The 17,639-nt window shown below is 53.4% G+C and carries 14 protein-coding genes, 1 tRNA gene and 2 pseudogenes; 7 read left to right on the top strand and 10 right to left on the bottom strand.

The features are described from left to right. The first annotated feature begins 6 nt into the window (after positions 1–6). The 4 genes from potH to rlmC are packed head-to-tail and all read left to right on the top strand — an operon-like array spanning position 7 to position 3,519. A complete protein-coding gene (gene potH / locus HV041_RS12855) occupies positions 7–960 on the top strand; it encodes a putrescine ABC transporter permease PotH (RefSeq protein ID WP_121584413.1) in 954 nt (317 codons plus the stop codon). Further along, positions 957–1,802: a putrescine ABC transporter permease PotI gene (gene potI, locus HV041_RS12850; RefSeq protein WP_048212155.1), complete on the top strand. Its 846-nt coding sequence runs from the start codon at positions 957–959 to the stop codon at positions 1,800–1,802. Before potH ends, potI begins: the two co-directional genes overlap by 4 nt. Before the next feature lie 59 nt (positions 1,803–1,861). After that, on the top strand, positions 1,862–2,350 hold the full coding sequence (locus HV041_RS12845) for a YbjO family protein (RefSeq protein ID WP_048212154.1): 489 nt from the start codon (positions 1,862–1,864) through the stop codon (positions 2,348–2,350). A gap of 41 nt (positions 2,351–2,391) precedes the next feature. Beyond that, positions 2,392–3,519, top strand: coding sequence for a 23S rRNA (uracil(747)-C(5))-methyltransferase RlmC (gene rlmC / locus HV041_RS12840; protein ID WP_061067607.1), 1,128 nt, complete (start codon positions 2,392–2,394; stop codon positions 3,517–3,519). 142 nt (positions 3,520–3,661) lie between these two features. Here the strand turns inward: rlmC and HV041_RS12835 are convergent. From HV041_RS12835 to HV041_RS12825, 3 genes are all read right to left on the bottom strand, one after another. After that, positions 3,662–3,749 (bottom strand) — tRNA-Ser (locus HV041_RS12835). 148 nt (positions 3,750–3,897) lie between these two features. Beyond that, complete coding sequence (locus tag HV041_RS12830; RefSeq protein ID WP_061067608.1) at positions 3,898–4,575, bottom strand: isochorismatase family protein; 678 nt, start codon at positions 4,573–4,575, stop codon at positions 3,898–3,900. Between the two features lie 16 nt (positions 4,576–4,591). After that, positions 4,592–5,452 (bottom strand): pirin family protein, encoded by an 861-nt coding sequence (locus HV041_RS12825; RefSeq protein WP_061067609.1) that lies wholly within the window; start codon positions 5,450–5,452, stop codon positions 4,592–4,594. A gap of 108 nt (positions 5,453–5,560) precedes the next feature. Here HV041_RS12825 and HV041_RS12820 point away from each other — a divergent pair, with 108 nt between their 5' ends. After that, positions 5,561–6,472 (top strand): LysR family transcriptional regulator, encoded by a 912-nt coding sequence (locus HV041_RS12820; protein ID WP_048212151.1) that lies wholly within the window; start codon positions 5,561–5,563, stop codon positions 6,470–6,472. A 78-nt stretch (positions 6,473–6,550) separates the two neighbouring features. On the opposite strand, the gene infA is transcribed toward HV041_RS12820, so the two are convergent. The 7 genes and pseudogenes from infA to trxB all read right to left on the bottom strand — a co-directional run bounded on the left by infA (position 6,551) and on the right by trxB (position 12,376). Next, a complete protein-coding gene (infA, locus tag HV041_RS12815) occupies positions 6,551–6,769 on the bottom strand; it encodes a translation initiation factor IF-1 (RefSeq protein ID WP_002211347.1) in 219 nt (72 codons plus the stop codon). Beyond that, a pseudogene (locus HV041_RS25105) lies at positions 6,697–6,867 on the bottom strand (hypothetical protein); the annotation flags it as partial. The pseudogene HV041_RS25105 and the gene infA, both read right to left, overlap by 73 nt. Positions 6,868–6,980: 113 nt before the next feature. Beyond that, a pseudogene (locus tag HV041_RS25100) lies at positions 6,981–7,055 on the bottom strand (hypothetical protein); the annotation flags it as partial. Beyond that, the gene (aat, locus tag HV041_RS12810) at positions 7,056–7,760 is read right to left on the bottom strand and encodes a leucyl/phenylalanyl-tRNA--protein transferase (protein ID WP_048212150.1); all 705 of its coding nucleotides are present in this window, start codon (positions 7,758–7,760) and stop codon (positions 7,056–7,058) included. A gap of 44 nt (positions 7,761–7,804) precedes the next feature. Further along, complete coding sequence (gene cydC, locus HV041_RS12805) at positions 7,805–9,526, bottom strand: cysteine/glutathione ABC transporter ATP-binding protein/permease CydC (protein ID WP_121584414.1); 1,722 nt, start codon at positions 9,524–9,526, stop codon at positions 7,805–7,807. Then, positions 9,527–11,293, bottom strand: coding sequence for a cysteine/glutathione ABC transporter permease/ATP-binding protein CydD (cydD, locus tag HV041_RS12800; RefSeq protein WP_121584415.1), 1,767 nt, complete (start codon positions 11,291–11,293; stop codon positions 9,527–9,529). Positions 11,294–11,407: 114 nt separating this feature from the next. Continuing rightward, on the bottom strand, positions 11,408–12,376 hold the full coding sequence (gene trxB / locus HV041_RS12795) for a thioredoxin-disulfide reductase (RefSeq protein ID WP_005123580.1): 969 nt from the start codon (positions 12,374–12,376) through the stop codon (positions 11,408–11,410). Between the two features lie 618 nt (positions 12,377–12,994). Here trxB and lrp point away from each other — a divergent pair. After that, the gene (gene lrp, locus HV041_RS12790) at positions 12,995–13,489 is read left to right on the top strand and encodes a leucine-responsive transcriptional regulator Lrp (RefSeq protein WP_002439523.1); all 495 of its coding nucleotides are present in this window, start codon (positions 12,995–12,997) and stop codon (positions 13,487–13,489) included. Between the two features lie 134 nt (positions 13,490–13,623). Then, entirely contained in the window at positions 13,624–17,625 is a 4,002-nt protein-coding gene (ftsK, locus tag HV041_RS12785; RefSeq protein WP_182294225.1) for a DNA translocase FtsK, read from the top strand. Positions 17,626–17,639 lie beyond the last annotated feature (14 nt).

Raw genomic sequence — 17,639 nt, 5'->3', positions numbered from 1 at the left:
GCGAAGATGAGTACACTTGAACCAGTGGCACGCGTGGATAACGCGGGGCGATTCAGGCTGTTTATGTCGCGGCTGCAAATGAAGCACGGGCGCAAGCTGGTGATCGCGCTGCCGTATGTGTGGCTGCTGCTCCTTTTTCTGCTGCCTTTTCTGATCGTCTTCAAAATCAGTTTGGCTGAAATGGCGCGCGCTATTCCACCCTATACCGACCTCGTTTCATGGGCCGACGATCAGTTATCCATCACGCTCAACTTAGGCAACTTCCTGCAACTGACGGACGATCCGCTCTATTTCGATGCCTACCTGCAATCGTTACAGGTGGCGGGAATTTCGACAATCTGTTGTCTGCTGCTGGGATACCCGCTGGCATGGGCCGTCGCACACAGTAAACCCTCAACGCGTAATATTCTGCTGTTGCTGGTGATCCTACCGTCCTGGACCTCATTTTTAATTCGCGTGTATGCCTGGATGGGGATCCTGAAAAACAACGGCGTCCTGAACAACTTTCTGATGTGGCTGGGCGTTATCGATCAGCCATTGACGATCCTGCATACCAACCTGGCGGTTTATATTGGCATTGTTTATGCCTATTTGCCCTTTATGGTGCTGCCGATTTATACCGCACTGACGCGCATTGACTATTCGCTGGTGGAAGCTGCGCTGGATTTAGGTGCCCGACCATTAAAAACCTTCTTTAGCGTGATCGTGCCGTTGACCAAAGGCGGGATTATCGCTGGCTCAATGCTGGTGTTTATCCCGGCGGTAGGGGAATTTGTTATTCCGGAACTGCTTGGGGGGCCGGACAGCATTATGATCGGCCGCGTACTATGGCAGGAGTTTTTCAATAACCGTGACTGGCCGGTGGCGTCTGCGGTTGCCATCATCATGTTGCTGTTACTGATTGTGCCAATCATGTGGTTCCATAAGTATCAGCAGAAAAGCGTGGGGGAACACGGATGAATAACTTACCGGTTGTCCGCTCGCCGTGGCGGATCTTTATCCTGGTCGTGGGGTTTACGTTTCTGTACGCCCCCATGCTGATGTTAGTTATCTATTCGTTTAACAGCTCCAAGCTGGTGACGGTGTGGGCGGGGTGGTCAACACGCTGGTACGGTGAACTTTTCCACGATACTGCAATGATGAGTGCCGTCGGCATGAGTTTAACGATTGCTGCCTGTGCTGCGACGATGGCGGCGATCCTCGGCACCATAGCTGCCGTGGTGATGGTGCGTTTTGGCCGTTTTCGTGGTTCGAATGGTTTTGCCTTTATGATCACCGCACCGCTGGTTATGCCGGATGTCATTACCGGTTTGTCGCTGCTGCTCCTGTTTGTGGCGCTGGCGCACGCCATTGGCTGGCCAGCGGATCGCGGTATGTTGACCATCTGGCTGGCGCACGTCACCTTCTGTACGGCGTATGTAGCGGTGGTGATTTCCTCACGTTTGCGCGAACTGGATCACTCCATTGAGGAAGCGGCGATGGATCTCGGCGCGACGCCGCTGAAGGTCTTTTTCGTCATTACGCTGCCGATGATTATGCCGGCGGTCATTTCCGGTTGGTTACTGGCCTTTACGCTATCGCTGGATGATTTGGTTATCGCCAGCTTTGTCTCTGGTCCTGGGGCCACAACGTTACCGATGTTGGTGTTCTCCAGCGTACGTATGGGGGTTAACCCGGAGATCAACGCACTGGCGACGCTGATCCTTGGCGTGGTAGGAATTATCGGATTTATCGCGTGGTATCTGATGGCGCGAACAGAAAAACAACGGATACGCGATATCCAACGTGCAAGACGCGGCTGAAAAAACTAAAATCTGCCAATCTGTCTATACGGCGCAGCTGTGGTGGTTGCGCCGTTTTCATGGAAGACGACGCGTTGGGATTTTTTAAGAAATCATCCACATCACATGCCCGCTTAAACGTCCCTGCTTTGGTGCAGGTGGCGGCGCTGGCTATCATTATGATCCGCTGTCTCGATCTGTTGATGATTTTTAATACGCTTGGGTTTCGTGGAACCAGTGAGTTTATTCATCGCAGTGTGCAGACCTGGAATTTGACGCTGGTATTTCTGGGCAGTCTGGTGCTGCTGTTTATCGAAATTTTCTGCGCATTTTCGCTGGTCAAAGGACGGAGCTGGGCCCGCTGGATCTATCTGCTGACCCAGATTATCGCCAGCGTCTATTTGTGGGCAGCTTCGCTGGGCTACGGATATCCGGAACTGTTCAGTATTGCGGGGGAGTCCAGACGCGAAATCCTGCATACGCTGGTGATGCAAAAATTGCCGGATATGCTGGTGTTGCTACTGCTTTTTGTTCCTGCGTCCAGCAGGCGGTTCTTCCGCTTGCAATAACGTGTATAATTTTGGCCCCCGGTTAATTTGTAGGTTTTTGTATGCAGTGCGCACTTTATGACGCCGAACGCTGTCGCTCCTGTCAGTGGATAGCACAGCCTGTCGCCGATCAACTCTTCGCCAAAACAGCCGATTTGCAAAATCTGCTGGCCGATTATCCGGTCGGAGAATGGTGCGCGCCGGTCAGCGGCCCGGAAAGCGCTTTTCGTAATAAAGCTAAAATGGTGGTTAGCGGCAGCGTGGAGAAACCGCTGTTGGGCATGCTGCATCGTGACGGTACGCCGGAGGATTTGTGCGACTGCCCGCTTTATCCTGAGTCTTTTGCGCCCGTGTTTGCCACACTCAAACCGTTTATCGCCCGCGCGGGGCTGACGCCCTATAACGTGGCGCGTAAACGCGGGGAGCTGAAGTATCTGCTGTTAACGGAAAGCCAGTTTGATGGCAGTATAATGCTGCGTTTTGTCCTGCGTTCCGACGCGAAACTGGCACAACTGCGCGCGGCGCTACCGTGGCTGCAGGCACAGTTACCGCAGTTAAAAGTCATTAGCGTCAATATCCAGCCTGTGCATATGGCGATTATGGAAGGGGAGACAGAAATCTTCCTGACCGAACAGCAGGCACTGGCCGAACGTTTTAACGACGTACCGTTGTGGATACGCCCGCAGAGTTTCTTCCAGACCAACCCGGTAGTGGCGGGGCAGCTATATGCCACGGCGCGCGACTGGGTACGCCAGCTTCCGGTTAATCACATGTGGGATCTGTTTTGCGGCGTCGGGGGTTTTGGTCTGCATTGCGCCACGCCGCAGATGAAACTGACAGGGATTGAAATTGCGCCAGAGGCGATTACCTGCGCGAAACAGTCTGCGCAGGAGCTTGGGTTACAGAACCTGCATTTTCAGGCGCTGGACTCAACTCAGTTTGCTACCGCTCAGGGCGAAGTACCGGACCTGGTGTTGGTGAATCCACCGCGTCGGGGAATTGGCAAACCGCTGTGTGATTTTCTTTCCCACATGGCACCGCGTTTTATTATTTATTCCAGCTGTAATGCGCAAACCATGGCGAAGGATATTCGTGAGTTGCCAGGGTATCGCATTGAACGCGTCCAGCTTTTCGATATGTTTCCGCACACAGCACACTACGAAGTGTTGACGCTGCTTACTCGGCGATAAATGGCATGCCTGATGGCGCTTTGCTTATCAGGCCTACAGGTTGTTCGTCATTCGTAGGCCGGATAAGGTGCTTGCACCGCATCCGGCAAATGCAATATGCAAAAAAAAAGCCCGTACTTGCGTACGAGCTCTTTCTCGAATATGGCGGTGAGGCGGGGATTCGAACCCCGGATACGTTGCCGTATACACACTTTCCAGGCGTGCTCCTTCAGCCACTCGGACACCTCACCATATTGTATTGCTGCCTGACCACATGGGGGGCAACGGGGCGCTACTATAGGGAGTTGCGCTAAAACGGTCAAGCAGAATTTACATGTTCATATTCGTTTGGTCACGCAATGTACATATTCCCCACCCGGACAGGCGTGGGGGAGAGGATTAGCGCTGAGAGTCCAGTTTTTCACCGTTGGTGACGACTTCCTGGGCTTTGCTGTAGCTCTCAATCAGCAACTGATATGCCGGGAATACTTTCGTGTACACTTCTGCCCACTCTGCTGCATCTTCACGGTTCCATGTTCCCTGCAGTTCAGAAGCAACGGCGGCGGTATCCATCGGAACTACGCCAGCCTGAACGACACGTGCCAGGGTAATTTCCTGCGCCATTTTGCTGTAAGTACCGGAAGCGTCGATCACTGCGAAAACTTTGTAGCCTTCCGCAACCGCGCTGATGGCTGGGAAAGCCATGCAAACACTGGTGATGGTACCGGCGATAATCAGCGTCTTACGACCTGTTGCTTTGACCGCTTTCACGAAGTCTTCGTTATCCCAGGCGTTGATTTCGCCTTTACGCGCCACGTATTGAGCATGAGGCGCATTGGCGTGGATCTCAGGGATCAACGGGCCGTTCGGTCCCTGCGGTACTGATGCGGTGGTAATCACCGGCATCTTCGCCAGGGAGGCCATTTTAGCCAGCGCGGCAGCACGTGCTCGCAGTTCTGGCATTGGCATATCGCCTACGGTTTGGAAAAGTCCGCTCTGGTGATCGATAAGCAGCATAACGGAATCATTTACATCGATGACCGGGCGTGAACCATTAAAGTTTGCAGGGCTGGACATAGTATTCTCCTTTGATTCAGATTTGGCCAAAGCGGCCGGAGTTAAAATCGCGTACGGCTTCTGCGATCTCTTGTTTCGTGTTCATGACAAACGGACCGTAACCCACAATCGGCTCATTCAACGGTTCGCCTGACAACAGCAATACGCTGGCATCGCTACTGGCTTCAATATGCAATGTTTTACCCTGCTGGCTTAACACCACCAGCTGTGCCTCGCTGACGGGCGTGGTGCCGTTTACGGTAATGTTGCCTTTCAGTACGACCAGCGCGGTGCTCCATCCTTCCGGCTGAGACAGCGTGAACTGATGATTACGCTGCAGACGCATATCCCAGACATTCAGCGGCGAAAAGGTATGTGCCGGACCTTTTGTCTCCTGATAGCTGCCCGCAATGACACGGAGAGTGCCGGCGTCATCTGGCAGCGCGACAGTAGGGATAACATCACTACTAATGCCCTGATATCCGGGTACGGCCATTTTGTCTTTCGCTGGTAGGTTGACCCAAAGTTGCACCATTTCCAGCTCGCCACCCTTCCGGGTAAATTCCGGAGAATGGAATTCTTCGTGTAAAATACCTGCACCTGCAGTCATCCATTGCACGTCGCCAGGGCCGATAATCCCACCGCGACCGGTTGAGTCACGATGTTCAACTTCACCGCTGTAAACGATGGTCACCGTTTCGAAACCACGGTGAGGGTGTTCGCCCACGCCACGTTTTTCATTACCTGGGGTGAAGGTATGTGGCCCGGCGTAATCCAGCAGCAGGAACGGACTTAATTGTTCAGCATGAGACTGGTAAGAGAACATCGAGCGAACCGGGAATCCATCGCCAACCCAGTGTGGGCGAGGTGCGGTGTAGACGCCTGTTACTTGTTTCATATGTGTCTCCTCAGTGGCGTTATCTTGATGTGAATAAGCTTATATTCATGACAGAGAACTGAGTAGTAGCTAAAATAGCCTTCACAGTCTCATAAATAGGACAATAAGATGACTAAGCCGGATCTCAATGATTTCGCGTGGTTTGTTCACGTAGTTGAAGAAGGAGGATTCGCTGCGGCCGGTCGGGCACTCGATGAACCGAAATCAAAGCTGAGCCGCCGAATTGCACAACTGGAGGAGAGGCTGGGGGTGCGATTGATTCAGCGAACCACCCGGCAGTTTAATGTTACTGAAGTTGGGCAAACGTTCTACGAACACTGTAAGGCAATGCTGGTGGAAGCGCAGGCAGCGCAGGATGCCATTGCTGCGCTACAGGTTGAACCGCGTGGAATTGTGAAGCTGACGTGCCCGGTTACGTTGCTGCACGTGCATATCGGACCCATGCTTGCCCGTTTTATGGCGCGTTACCCTGATGTATCTGTGCAACTCGAGGCCACGAACCGCCGTGTTGACGTCGTTGGAGAAGGTCTGGACGTGGCGATTCGTGTCAGGCCTCGACCATTTGAAGATAGCGACCTGGTGATGCGGGTGCTGGCGGACAGGGGGCATCGTTTGTATGCCAGTCCGCAGCTAATCGAGAAAATGGGCGCGCTACATTCTCCGGCTGAATTGACTCGCTGGCCGGGGCTGAGCCTGGCCTCGGGTAAACATGTGCATCGTTGGGAGCTATTTGGCCCGCAGGAAGCTCGTGCGGAGGTACATTTCACGCCACGAATGATCACCACCGATATGCTGGCGCTACGTGAAGCTGCCGTTGCCGGTGTGGGAGTTGTGCAACTTCCGCAGTTGATGGTAAAAGATCAATTAGCCGCAGGCGAGCTGGTGGCATTACTCGACGGTTGGGAACCAAAGCGAGAGATCATTCACGCGGTTTTTCCATCGCGTAGGGGGTTATTGCCGTCGGTTCGTGCATTGGTGGATTTCCTCACGGAAGAATATGCACGAATGATCGAGGATTAAATACGTAATATCAGTCCACAAAAAAGGCCGGTTAAACCGACCTTTTATTATCTGGACGCCATTCGGGCGTTAAAACAATCAGCGACTACGGAAGACAATGCGGCCTTTGCTCAGGTCGTACGGGGTTAGTTCAACAGTCACTTTGTCGCCCGTCAGGATGCGGATATAGTTTTTACGCATTTTACCGGAGATGTGTGCAGTAACCACGTGACCGTTTTCTAACTCTACGCGGAACATGGTATTAGGTAACGTATCGAGAACGGTACCCTGCATTTCAATATTGTCTTCTTTGGCCATCTAATCCTCTGGGGTATCACTACCGTAATTTGAACCGGCAAGATAATGCCGAAGTTCTTTTAATAAGTAAAGATTTGTGCGTTTAAAACGCAGCAAATCGGGTTTGGCGCATTACTCTAACCGCACACAACAAAGCCGCACTAAAAGCGCAACGTGTAAGGGAACGATGAGATAAACGATAGGCGTTGCCTGACGCGAACTGTTCCTTAACGGCGGCGGGGTAATGGGCTAAACCGACTCTGCGGCACCAATTATAACACCCCGACAAAAAATGTGCCGAAAACATTCACTCCTGAGGCGAAAATAACGTCCTGGGCACCCAGAAGTGGCTCGGTAGGCGCTGCTGGCGTAGCCTGCTTAAATGTTCAAGGTAGTCCCTGCGCGGAGTCTCAATGGCTCCCAGCGACGCGGTATGGGTATTTAACACCTGACAATCAATTAATTTTCCGCCCTGACGGATAAATTCAGCGCAAAAAACAAGCAGTGCGGTTTTGGAGGCATTTTCCTGGCGACTGAACATCGATTCACCGCAAAAAAGGGTACCTTGCGCAACGCCGTACATCCCGCCGACTAATTCATTTTGCCGCCATACTTCAATAGAGTGCGCATGTCCAAGTTCATGCAGCCGATGATAGGCATCCACGACATCATGCGTTATCCAGGTGCCTTCTTCCCGGTCGTTTGCACATCCTTCAATGACCTGACCAAACGCGTAATTGAGCGTCACGCGATAAGGCGAATTTTTATGAAAGCGCTTCATGCTGCGACTTATGTGAAATTTATCAGGCCAGAGAATGGCGCGTGGGTCGGGCGACCACCAGAGGATAGGGTCGCCAGGAGAAAACCACGGGAAAATACCGCGCTGGTAGGCCATTAGCAGGCGGGCAGGGCTGAGATCGCCCCCCAGCGCCAACAAACCGTTAGGCTCGCGTAAAGCGCCTTCCGGTGAGGGGAAGGCGATAGAATGGCGGGACAGTTGCACCAGGCGCATGACAGCAAAACTCCACTACGCGAGTTGGATCGTTCAATAATAGCTTACAGACGTTGCTTAAACTGGCAATAACGCCCCTGCCTGGCTAACAGATCTGCGTGATTACCTTGCTCAATTATGCGTCCGTTGTCCATCACTATTATTTGATTAAATCGCGACAGTCCGCGCAGGCGATGTGTGACCATAAGTACGGTTTTGTTGCGCATCACATCGTTAATCAATTCAAGCATTTGGCTTTCCGTTGTCGCATCCAGACCTTCAGTAGGTTCATCCAGAAGCATCAGCGGCGCATCGTGCAGCAAAGCTCGCGCGATAGCCAAACGGCGTAGCTCTCCGCCTGAAAGCTGACGACCGCCTTCACCCAGCCAGGCATTGAGACCATCACCTTCAAGCAGTTTTTCCAGACCGACACGGCACAGCATCCCGGATAGCGCTTCATCGCTGGCGTGTGGCGCAGCCAGTAGCAGGTTATCGCGCAATGTCGCACTGAACAGATGCACTCGCTGTGGTACGACGCTGATGCATTGGCGCAATGCGGCTTCGTTCAGCGTTGAAATCGGACGATCGTTAATCAGGATTTCGCCGTGTTGTGGATCCCATGCACGGGTCAATAATTGCAGTAACGTTGATTTCCCACAGCCTGTCCGACCCAGAATCGCAATGTGTTCACCAGGTTTAGCGAGCAAAGAAAGGGTGTCCAGAGCTTTTTGTGTTTGCCCTGGATAGCTGAAAGACACCTCACGCAATGTCAGAGTAATCTGTTGCGAAACGGTAGCTTCCGTATCCGGGAAGGTGACTTCTGGTTGTTGTTCTGTCAGTTCGGTAATACGTAGTGCTGAAGCAATCACCTGGCCGAGATGCTGAAATGCGCCGGTAACAGGGGCCAGCGCTTCGAAAGCAGCCAGCGCGCAGAACACAAACAACGCTATCAGTGCGCCTGGTTGAGTGTTTCCGCCTACGCCACCTGAAGCCATCCATAACATCATCACCACAGCCAGAGCGCCAATCAGCAGCATGACAGCCTGAGATAAGGCCGTTAATTCGGACTGACGACGCTGGGCTTCATGCCATTGCAGCTCGGTGGCTTCCATTTGAGCGCGGTAGCGTTCACTGGCGCCAAAAATGGTCAGCTCAGCCTGACCCTGTAACCAGGAGGTCAACTGCTGGCGATATTGCCCGCGCAGATGCGTCAGGTTCTGCCCGGTGCTTTTACCCGCCTGGTAAAACAACGGAGGCAAGATAAACAGAGTCAGCAGCATAATACCGCCAAGGGTGATGGCGAGCGTGAGATCGAGAACGCTCAACCCTAGCGTGACTACTACAATAACGACAAACGCGCCAACCAGCGGGGAGAGCACGCGTAAATAGAGATGATCGAGCGTGTCGACATCCGCCACAACGCGGTTGAGCAGTTCGCCCTGGCCGTATCGGGCGAGCCCGGCAGGGGAGAGCGGCAGCAATTTGCTGAAGGTGTAAATACGCAGATGCTGCAATACACGAAACGTCGCGTCGTGACTGACCAGTCGTTCGAAATAACGACCTGCGGTTCGGGTAATTGCCGCCCCGCGAACGCCAGCCGCCGGAAGCATGTAGTTAAAACTGTAAATCCCGGTGACACCGACAACGGCCGAAGCAGACAGGAACCAGCCTGAAAGCGTCAGTAAACCAATGCTTGCCAATAATGTAACGATCGCCAGAACGATCCCCAGTGTTAACATCCATTTATGACGTTTATACAGCGTCAGATAGGGTAGCAAAGCGCGCATTTAGATGTCCTCCTGACGGTGAGCCAGTAATGTCGCAAAAGCCCCGCTGGCTGCGCTAAGTTGCGCGTAGGTACCTTGTTCGACAATCTGACCGTCTTGCATGACCCAGATAGCGTCCCAGTCGGCAAGATCTTCCAACTGGTGCGTAACCATCAGCGTGGTCTGGCGGCGCGATGCCGCATTCAACGCCTGCATCACACGTTGTTCGCTGTGAGCATCAAGACTGGCTGCGGGTTCGTCGAGCAGCAGTAACTGACACGGGTTGAGTAAGGCACGGGCAACGGCAACACGCTGCGCTTGCCCGACAGAAAGTCGGCCTGCCTGGTCGCCCACAGGGGTATCCACACCCTGAGGAAGCAGCGGTAAAAACTCACTGACCCAGGCGCTATCAAGCGCGGCCTGTAGCTGTTCTTCGCTGGCATCAGGGCATGCCAGTAGCACATTTTCGCGCAATGTAGCAGCCGGAAGCTGCGGGTTTTGCCCGACCCATGAGAGTTGTTTACGCCAGGCATCAGGCGACAAGTCACGAAGTTCAAAGCCATTAATACGCAACGAGCCCTGATACGAGAGAAAACCGGACAGGACATTCAGCAACGAGGTCTTACCGGAACCACTACGCCCAACCAGCACCGCGCGCTGGCCTGCGGGTAGGGAGAAGTTAAGCGGACCAGCCAGGACTTTGCCTTCGGGTGAGGTGATGATCAGATCTTCGGCTTCAATTGAAACCGCGTCTTTGGTTGCCAGCTCAATATCGCCACGCTCAGGATGCGCGAGCGGGGTTTCCATGAATGTTTTCAGGCTGTCGGCAGCGCCTACCGCTTGCGCCTTGGCATGGTAAAACGTCCCCAGATCGCGCAGCGGCTGGAAAAATTCCGGTGCCAGAATCAGCGCCAGGAAACCTGCCGCCAGCGTGACGCCGGTTCCGTAGTGGCCGAAATCAAGCTCGCCGAGATAAGAAAAACCGAAGTACACGGCTACCAGGGCAATAGAGAGCGAAGTGAAAAACTCCAGCACGCCCGAAGACAGGAATGCCAGGCGAAGCACTTCCATCGTGCGCTGACGGAAATCCTGCGATGCAGCCCGGATGCTTTCCGTCTCCGCTTCGCCGCGACCAAAAATTCTCAGTGTTTCCATGCCGCGCAAGCGATCGAGGAAATGACCGCTGAGTCGGGCAAGTGCCTGAAAGTTACGCCGGTTGGCATCGGCAGCGCCCATACCGACCATTGCCATAAACAGAGGGATCAGTGGTGCGGTTCCCAGCAGGATAAGGGCTGCAACCCAGTTTGACGGGAAAACGGCAGCCACAATCAATAACGGGACGCATACCGCAAGCGCCATTTGCGGCAAATAACGCGCATAGTAGTCATGCATATCGTCAATCTGTTCCAGAATCAGCGTGGCCCAGCTTCCGGCAGGCTTCCCCTGTATCCATGCTGGCCCCGCCTGTTGCAGACGGTCCAGAACCTGGCGACGAATCTCAAAACGAATATGTTGACCCGCGTGAAACCCTATTCGCTCACGTAACCAGACAACCCACGCCCGCAGGATAAAAATCAAGACCAGCACGACGAAAGGGAACAGCAGCGCTTCACGGGGAATATTTTCCATGATCATGTGCTGCAGAATCCGAGCCATGAGCCAGGCCTGAGCGACAATTAACAGGCCACTCACGAACCCCAACAGGCGTGAAATATTCAGCCAGCGTTGAGAAATGACACTTTGCTGTTTTAACCAGCGGGTAAGCTCTTTTTGACGGGTTTTATTCATTGCACGCTTAGCAGGTGAGTTATTGGAATTTTTGGGCAGGACAATGTTACAACGGGGCAAAAATAAAGGCGACTTATAGTCGCCTTTTTTACTTTTGTTACTGATTTGTAAAAACTATTTGCAGGCGTCCGCCAGACCGTCGAGATAACGTTCAGCGTCAAGGGCGGCCATACAACCTGTGCCAGCTGAGGTAATCGCCTGACGATAAATATGGTCCATCACGTCACCGGCAGCGAACACACCAGGAATGCTGGTTTGTGTCGCATTGCCGTGAATACCGGACTGAACTTTGATATAGCCGTTTTCCAGTTCAAGTTGACCATCGAAAATAGCCGTGTTCGGGCTGTGGCCGATGGCGACAAACAATCCGGCGACATCGAGAGATTCAACGTTGTCAGTATTTTGCGTATCGCGCAGACGCAATCCGGTTACACCCATTTGATCGCCAGTCACTTCTTCCAGTGTGCGATGCGTGTGCAGCACGATGTTGCCGTTTTCAACTTTATCCATCAAACGTTTGATGAGGATTTTCTCAGCACGGAAACTGTCGCGGCGGTGAATCAAGTGAACTTCGGAGGCGATATTCGCCAGGTACAACGCTTCTTCCACAGCGGTGTTGCCGCCGCCGATCACCGCAACTTTTTGGTTACGATAGAAGAAACCGTCGCAGGTTGCGCAGGCGGAGACGCCGCGGCCTTTAAAGGCTTCTTCTGAAGGTAAGCCCAGATAGCGTGCTGAAGCACCAGTGGCGATGATCAGTGCGTCACAGGTGTACTCGCCACTGTCTCCGGTGAGACGGAAAGGACGGTTTTGCAGATCTACCTTGCTGATGTGATCGAAGATGATCTCCGTTTCAAATTTCGTTGCGTGCTCGTGCATGCGCTCCATCAGCAGCGGGCCAGTGAGATCGTTTGGATCGCCAGGCCAGTTCTCCACTTCTGTTGTCGTGGTCAACTGACCACCTTTTTCCATACCGGTAATCAGCACCGGCTGCAGGTTTGCACGCGCAGCGTAGACGGCGGCGGTATAGCCCGCAGGGCCTGAACCCAGAATAAGAAGTTTACTGTGTTTGGTCGTGCCCATGAGATCCCCATAGTTGTTGGTAGGCAATGGGCAGGATTGTAGGGAATTTGCAGTCGTAAAAAAAGAGTATGGCGATTTTGTTAACAATATGTGTAATAGCGGAAACCGATGATGGGCAAAATTGAGGGTAATGCGCCTCTCTAATTTATTCGAGTTGGGGGCCCGCGTGAAGCCAACGCACAGGTGACGTGAACTATGACGGAGATATAATGATTTCTACTTAAAATCGGTCAGTTATAAGGTGATAAAATGACGATTTTCCATCACTCCCAATGAATAACTGGCATGTTGTACTAAAAATCGATGTTTTGCTTTGACAATCACCTGCTGTTTTGCGAAAACATTCAAGGAAGAAAAAAACTGTGTCATGTATATGCTGCATAATCATGCATGTAGATACCATGTTTACCGGGTTAGTGAAATCTACGCATGGTGTGGACAGATGCCATTCGTGATGTCGATAGCCGCCGACAGGCAACGGTCTTCTCACCATAAACCCAGGCATTGCGCACCGTAAATCCCTCTGGGTTGCGGTTTATTGTGATGGGTAGCGACTCTGAACAGTGATGTTAATAGAGTCAGGCAGGAGTAGGGAAGGAATACAGAGAGACAATAATAATGGTAGATAGTAAGAAGCGCCCTGGCAAAGATCTCGACCGTATCGATCGTAACATTCTTAATGAGCTGCAAAAGGATGGGCGTATTTCTAACGTCGAGCTTTCAAAACGAGTGGGACTTTCTCCAACGCCCTGCCTTGAGCGTGTGCGTCGGTTGGAAAGACAGGGTTTTATTCAGGGCTATACAGCGCTGTTGAACCCGCATTATCTGGATGCATCACTTCTGGTTTTTGTTGAGATTACTCTGAATCGTGGCGCCCCGGATGTGTTTGAGCAATTTAACTCTGCAGTACAAAAACTTGAAGAAATTCAAGAGTGTCATTTGGTTTCCGGTGATTTCGACTATCTGCTGAAAACACGCGTACCGGATATGTCGGCATACCGTAAGCTGCTGGGGGAAACCCTGCTGCGTCTGCCTGGCGTGAATGACACACGTACTTACGTGGTAATGGAAGAAGTCAAACAGAGCAATCGTCTGGTAATTAAGACGCGCTAACACGGAACAGGTGCAAAATCGACGCAGTTTGATTACACTCCTGTTAATCCATACAGCAACAGTGCCGGGGTAACCCGGTGCTGTTGTCCGTTTTAGCATCGGGCAGGAAAAGCCTGAAACCTGGAGAGCCGTTTTTGAGCCAGGAATACACTGAAGACAAAGACGTCACATTGACGAAGTTAAGCAGCGGGCGCCGACTTCTGGAAGCGTTGCTGATTCTTATTGCCCTTTTTGCCGTCTGGTTGATGGCAGCATTACTCAGCTTTAACCCTTCGGACCCCAGTTGGTCGCAAACCGCATGGCACGAGCCTATCCATAATCTGGGCGGAATACCCGGAGCATGGCTGGCGGATACGCTGTTCTTCATTTTTGGTGTCATGGCTTACACTATCCCCGTGATAATCGTCGGTGGCTGCTGGTTTGCCTGGCGACATCAGGCCAGCGACGAATACGTCGATTACTTCGCCGTATCGCTGCGTATTATTGGCGTTCTGGCGCTGATCCTCACCTCTTGCGGGCTTGCCGCAATCAATGCCGATGACATCTGGTATTTTGCCTCTGGCGGCGTTATTGGCAGCCTGCTCAGTACTACGCTGCAACCCCTGCTGCACAGCAGTGGCGGTACGCTTGCGCTGTTATGTATCTGGGCCGCGGGTTTAACGCTGTTTACTGGCTGGTCATGGGTGAGCATTGCCGAAAAACTGGGTGGCTGGTTACTGAATATTCTGACTTTTGCCAGCAATCGTACTCGTCGCGATGATACCTGGGTCGATGACGAAGAATATGAAGATGATGAAGAGTCGGTCGACGCCGTTGATGGCACCCCACATGAATCTCGACGGGCACGTATTCTGCGCGGAGCGTTAGCGCGCCGTAAACGGCTGGCAGAGAAGTTCACCAATCCACTTGGGCGTCACACTGATGCCGCGCTGTTCTCCGGCAAGCGCATGGATGATGAAGACGAAATTGAATACAGCGCGCGTGGCGTTGTAGCCGATCCTGACGATGTGTTGTTCTCAGGCAATCGTGCCACATTGCCTGAATACGATGAATTCGACCCGCTATTAAACGGCCATTCAGTGACTGAGCCGGTCACCGCGGCGGCGGCCGCCACTGCCACTGCGACAACTCAGGCCTGGAGTGCGCCAGTCGACCCGCTGTTGCAACCTGCGTCAGTACCGGGAACCGTTTTAGAGCAACCCACTCCTGCTGTGGCATGGCAATCCGCACCGGCTCCGCAAACCGGTGAAGCGGTTATCGCGCCAGCGCCGGAAGGTTACCCACAGCCCGTTCAGTACGCGCAGCCGCCGGTTCAGCCTTATGAACCCTGGCAGCAACCTGCCCCGGTTGAACCGCAGATGCCATATTCTGTACCGCCAGTTGCCGAAGCTGGCTATGAACAGCCGACGATGCCGCAACCGGCAATGCCGTGGCAAGCACCTGAGCCAGTGGTGGAGCCCGCCTGGCAACCAGAACCGGTTTACCAGCAGAGTACGCCGCTTGAACCGCAGCCTGTCTATCAGCAAGACACCGTGCAGCAACAACCCGTGGTTCATCAGCAGCCCGTGGTGGAACAGCCGTCGGTTGCCGAGCCTGAGCCTGTCGTTGAAGAGGTGAAGCCAGCACGTCCACCGCTCTACTATTTTGAAGAAGTGGAAGAAAAACGCGCGCGTGAGCGTGAGCAGCTAGCTGCCTGGTATCAGCCGATTCCAGAACCCGTGCAAGAGCCTGAGCGGGTGAAACCCGCTGCACCGTCTATGCCAACAGCATCCATACCTCCCGTTGAGTCTGTTGCTGCCGTTGCGCCGCTGGCCGCAGGCGTAAAAAGTGCCGCTTTGGGAGCGGGAGCCGCTGCCGCAGCGCCTGTCTTTAGCCTTGCGGGTGGCGGTGCGCCGCGTCCGCAGGTGAAAGAGGGAATTGGCCCTCAACTGCCGCGCCCTAATCGTGTGCGTGTCCCGACACGCCGTGAGTTGGCTTCATATGGCATTAAGTTGCCGTCACAACGTATGGCGGAAGAGAAAGCGCGCGAAGAGCAGCTTGATTCGGACGCGCAATACAGTGACGATGAAATTGATGCAATGCAGCAGGATGAGCTGGCGCGTCAGTTTGCCCAGTCGCAGCAGCACCGCTATGGCGAAGAGTATCAGGATGATACCAATCACACTGATGACGAAGATTCAGCCGCAGAAGCGGAACTGGCGCGTCAGTTCGCTTCTTCCCAACAGCAACGTTATTCCGGCGCACAGCCTGCCGGGGCGAATCCATTCTCGCTTGATGATTTTGAATTCTCACCAATGAAAGCGTTAGTGGATGAGGGGCCGCATGAGCCGCTGTTTACCCCCAGCGTGATGCCGGAACCTACGCCACAGTATCAACAGCCTGTCGCACCGCAGCAGCATTACCAGCAGCCGCCGCAGCCTGTTGCACCGCAGCAGCATTATCAGCAGCCGCCGCAGCCTGTTGCACCGCAGCAGCATTATCAGCAGCCGCCGCAGCCTGTCGCACCGCAGCAGCATTATCAGCAGCCGCCGCAGCCTGTTGCACCGCAGCATCATTATCAGCAGCCACCGCAGCCTGTCACACCGCCGCCGCAGGAAAGCCTGATCCATCCGTTATTGATGCGTAATGGCGACAGCCGCCCTGTACAGCGTCCGACGACACTGCTGCCATCGCTGGATCTGCTCACCCCACCACCGGCGGAAGTTGAGCCAATAGATACATTCGCGCTGGAGCAAATGGCGCGTCTGGTGGAAGCGCGTCTGGCTGATTTCCGTATTAAAGCCGATGTGGTGAACTACTCGCCCGGACCGGTGATTACCCGTTTTGAGCTAAATCTGGCACCGGGTGTTAAAGCTGCGCGTATTTCTAACCTTTCCCGAGACCTGGCGCGCTCGCTATCAACCGCAGCAGTTCGTGTAGTGGAGGTTATTCCAGGTAAACCGTATGTCGGACTGGAGTTACCGAACAAAAAACGCCAGACCGTCTATCTGCGTGAAGTACTGGATAACGCGAAATTCCGTGATAATCCGTCACCGCTTACTGTCGTTCTCGGCAAGGACATTGCTGGTGAACCTGTGACTGCCGATTTGGCCAAGATGCCGCATCTGTTGGTGGCAGGTACCACGGGGTCGGGTAAATCTGTTGGGGTCAACGCCATGATCCTCAGCATGCTCTACAAGGCGCAGCCGGAAGATGTTCGCTTTATCATGATCGACCCGAAAATGCTCGAGCTGTCGGTTTATGAAGGTATCCCGCATCTGCTGACTGAAGTCGTTACGGATATGAAAGACGCAGCCAATGCCTTGCGCTGGAGCGTTAATGAAATGGAACGCCGCTATAAGCTGATGTCAGCGCTGGGAGTGCGTAACCTTGCGGGCTACAACGAGAAGATTGCGGAAGCAGATCGTATGGGACGTCCAATCCCGGATCCGTACTGGAAACCAGGCGATAGCATGGATGTCACCCATCCGGTGCTGAAAAAAGAGCCGTATATTGTGGTTCTGGTCGATGAATTTGCTGACCTGATGATGACTGTCGGTAAAAAAGTGGAAGAACTGATTGCCCGTCTGGCGCAAAAAGCGCGTGCGGCAGGTATCCACCTGGTGCTGGCAACCCAGCGTCCGTCGGTTGACGTTATCACTGGGCTTATCAAAGCAAATATCCCGACGCGTATAGCGTTTACTGTGTCGAGTAAGATTGACTCTCGTACCATTCTTGATCAGGGGGGGGCTGAATCCCTGCTAGGCATGGGTGATATGCTCTATTCTGCGCCAAACTCAACGATTCCAGTGCGTGTACATGGTGCTTTTGTGCGCGATGAGGAAGTTCACGCGGTCGTGCAGGACTGGAAAGCGCGTGGTCGTCCACAGTACGTGGAAGGCATCACCTCAGACACCGAGAGTGAAGGTGGTGGTGGTGGTTTTGACGGTGGGGAAGAGCTGGATCCGCTGTTCGATCAGGCGGTGAATTTTGTTACCCAGAAGCGCAAAGCCTCCATCTCAGGCGTCCAGCGCCAGTTCCGCATTGGCTATAACCGTGCGGCGCGCATCATTGAACAGATGGAAGCGCAGGGAATTGTCAGTGAGCAGGGACATAATGGCAATCGTGAAGTGCTGGCTCCACCGCCCTTTGATTGATTGCAAAGTTAAGT

The sequence above is a fragment of the Citrobacter sp. RHBSTW-00029 genome, assembly GCF_014104295.1.
Taxonomy (GTDB): domain Bacteria; phylum Pseudomonadota; class Gammaproteobacteria; order Enterobacterales; family Enterobacteriaceae; genus Citrobacter; species Citrobacter youngae.
Note: the sequence above shows the minus strand (reverse complement) of the source record. Positions and strands in the feature narration are given on the sequence as shown.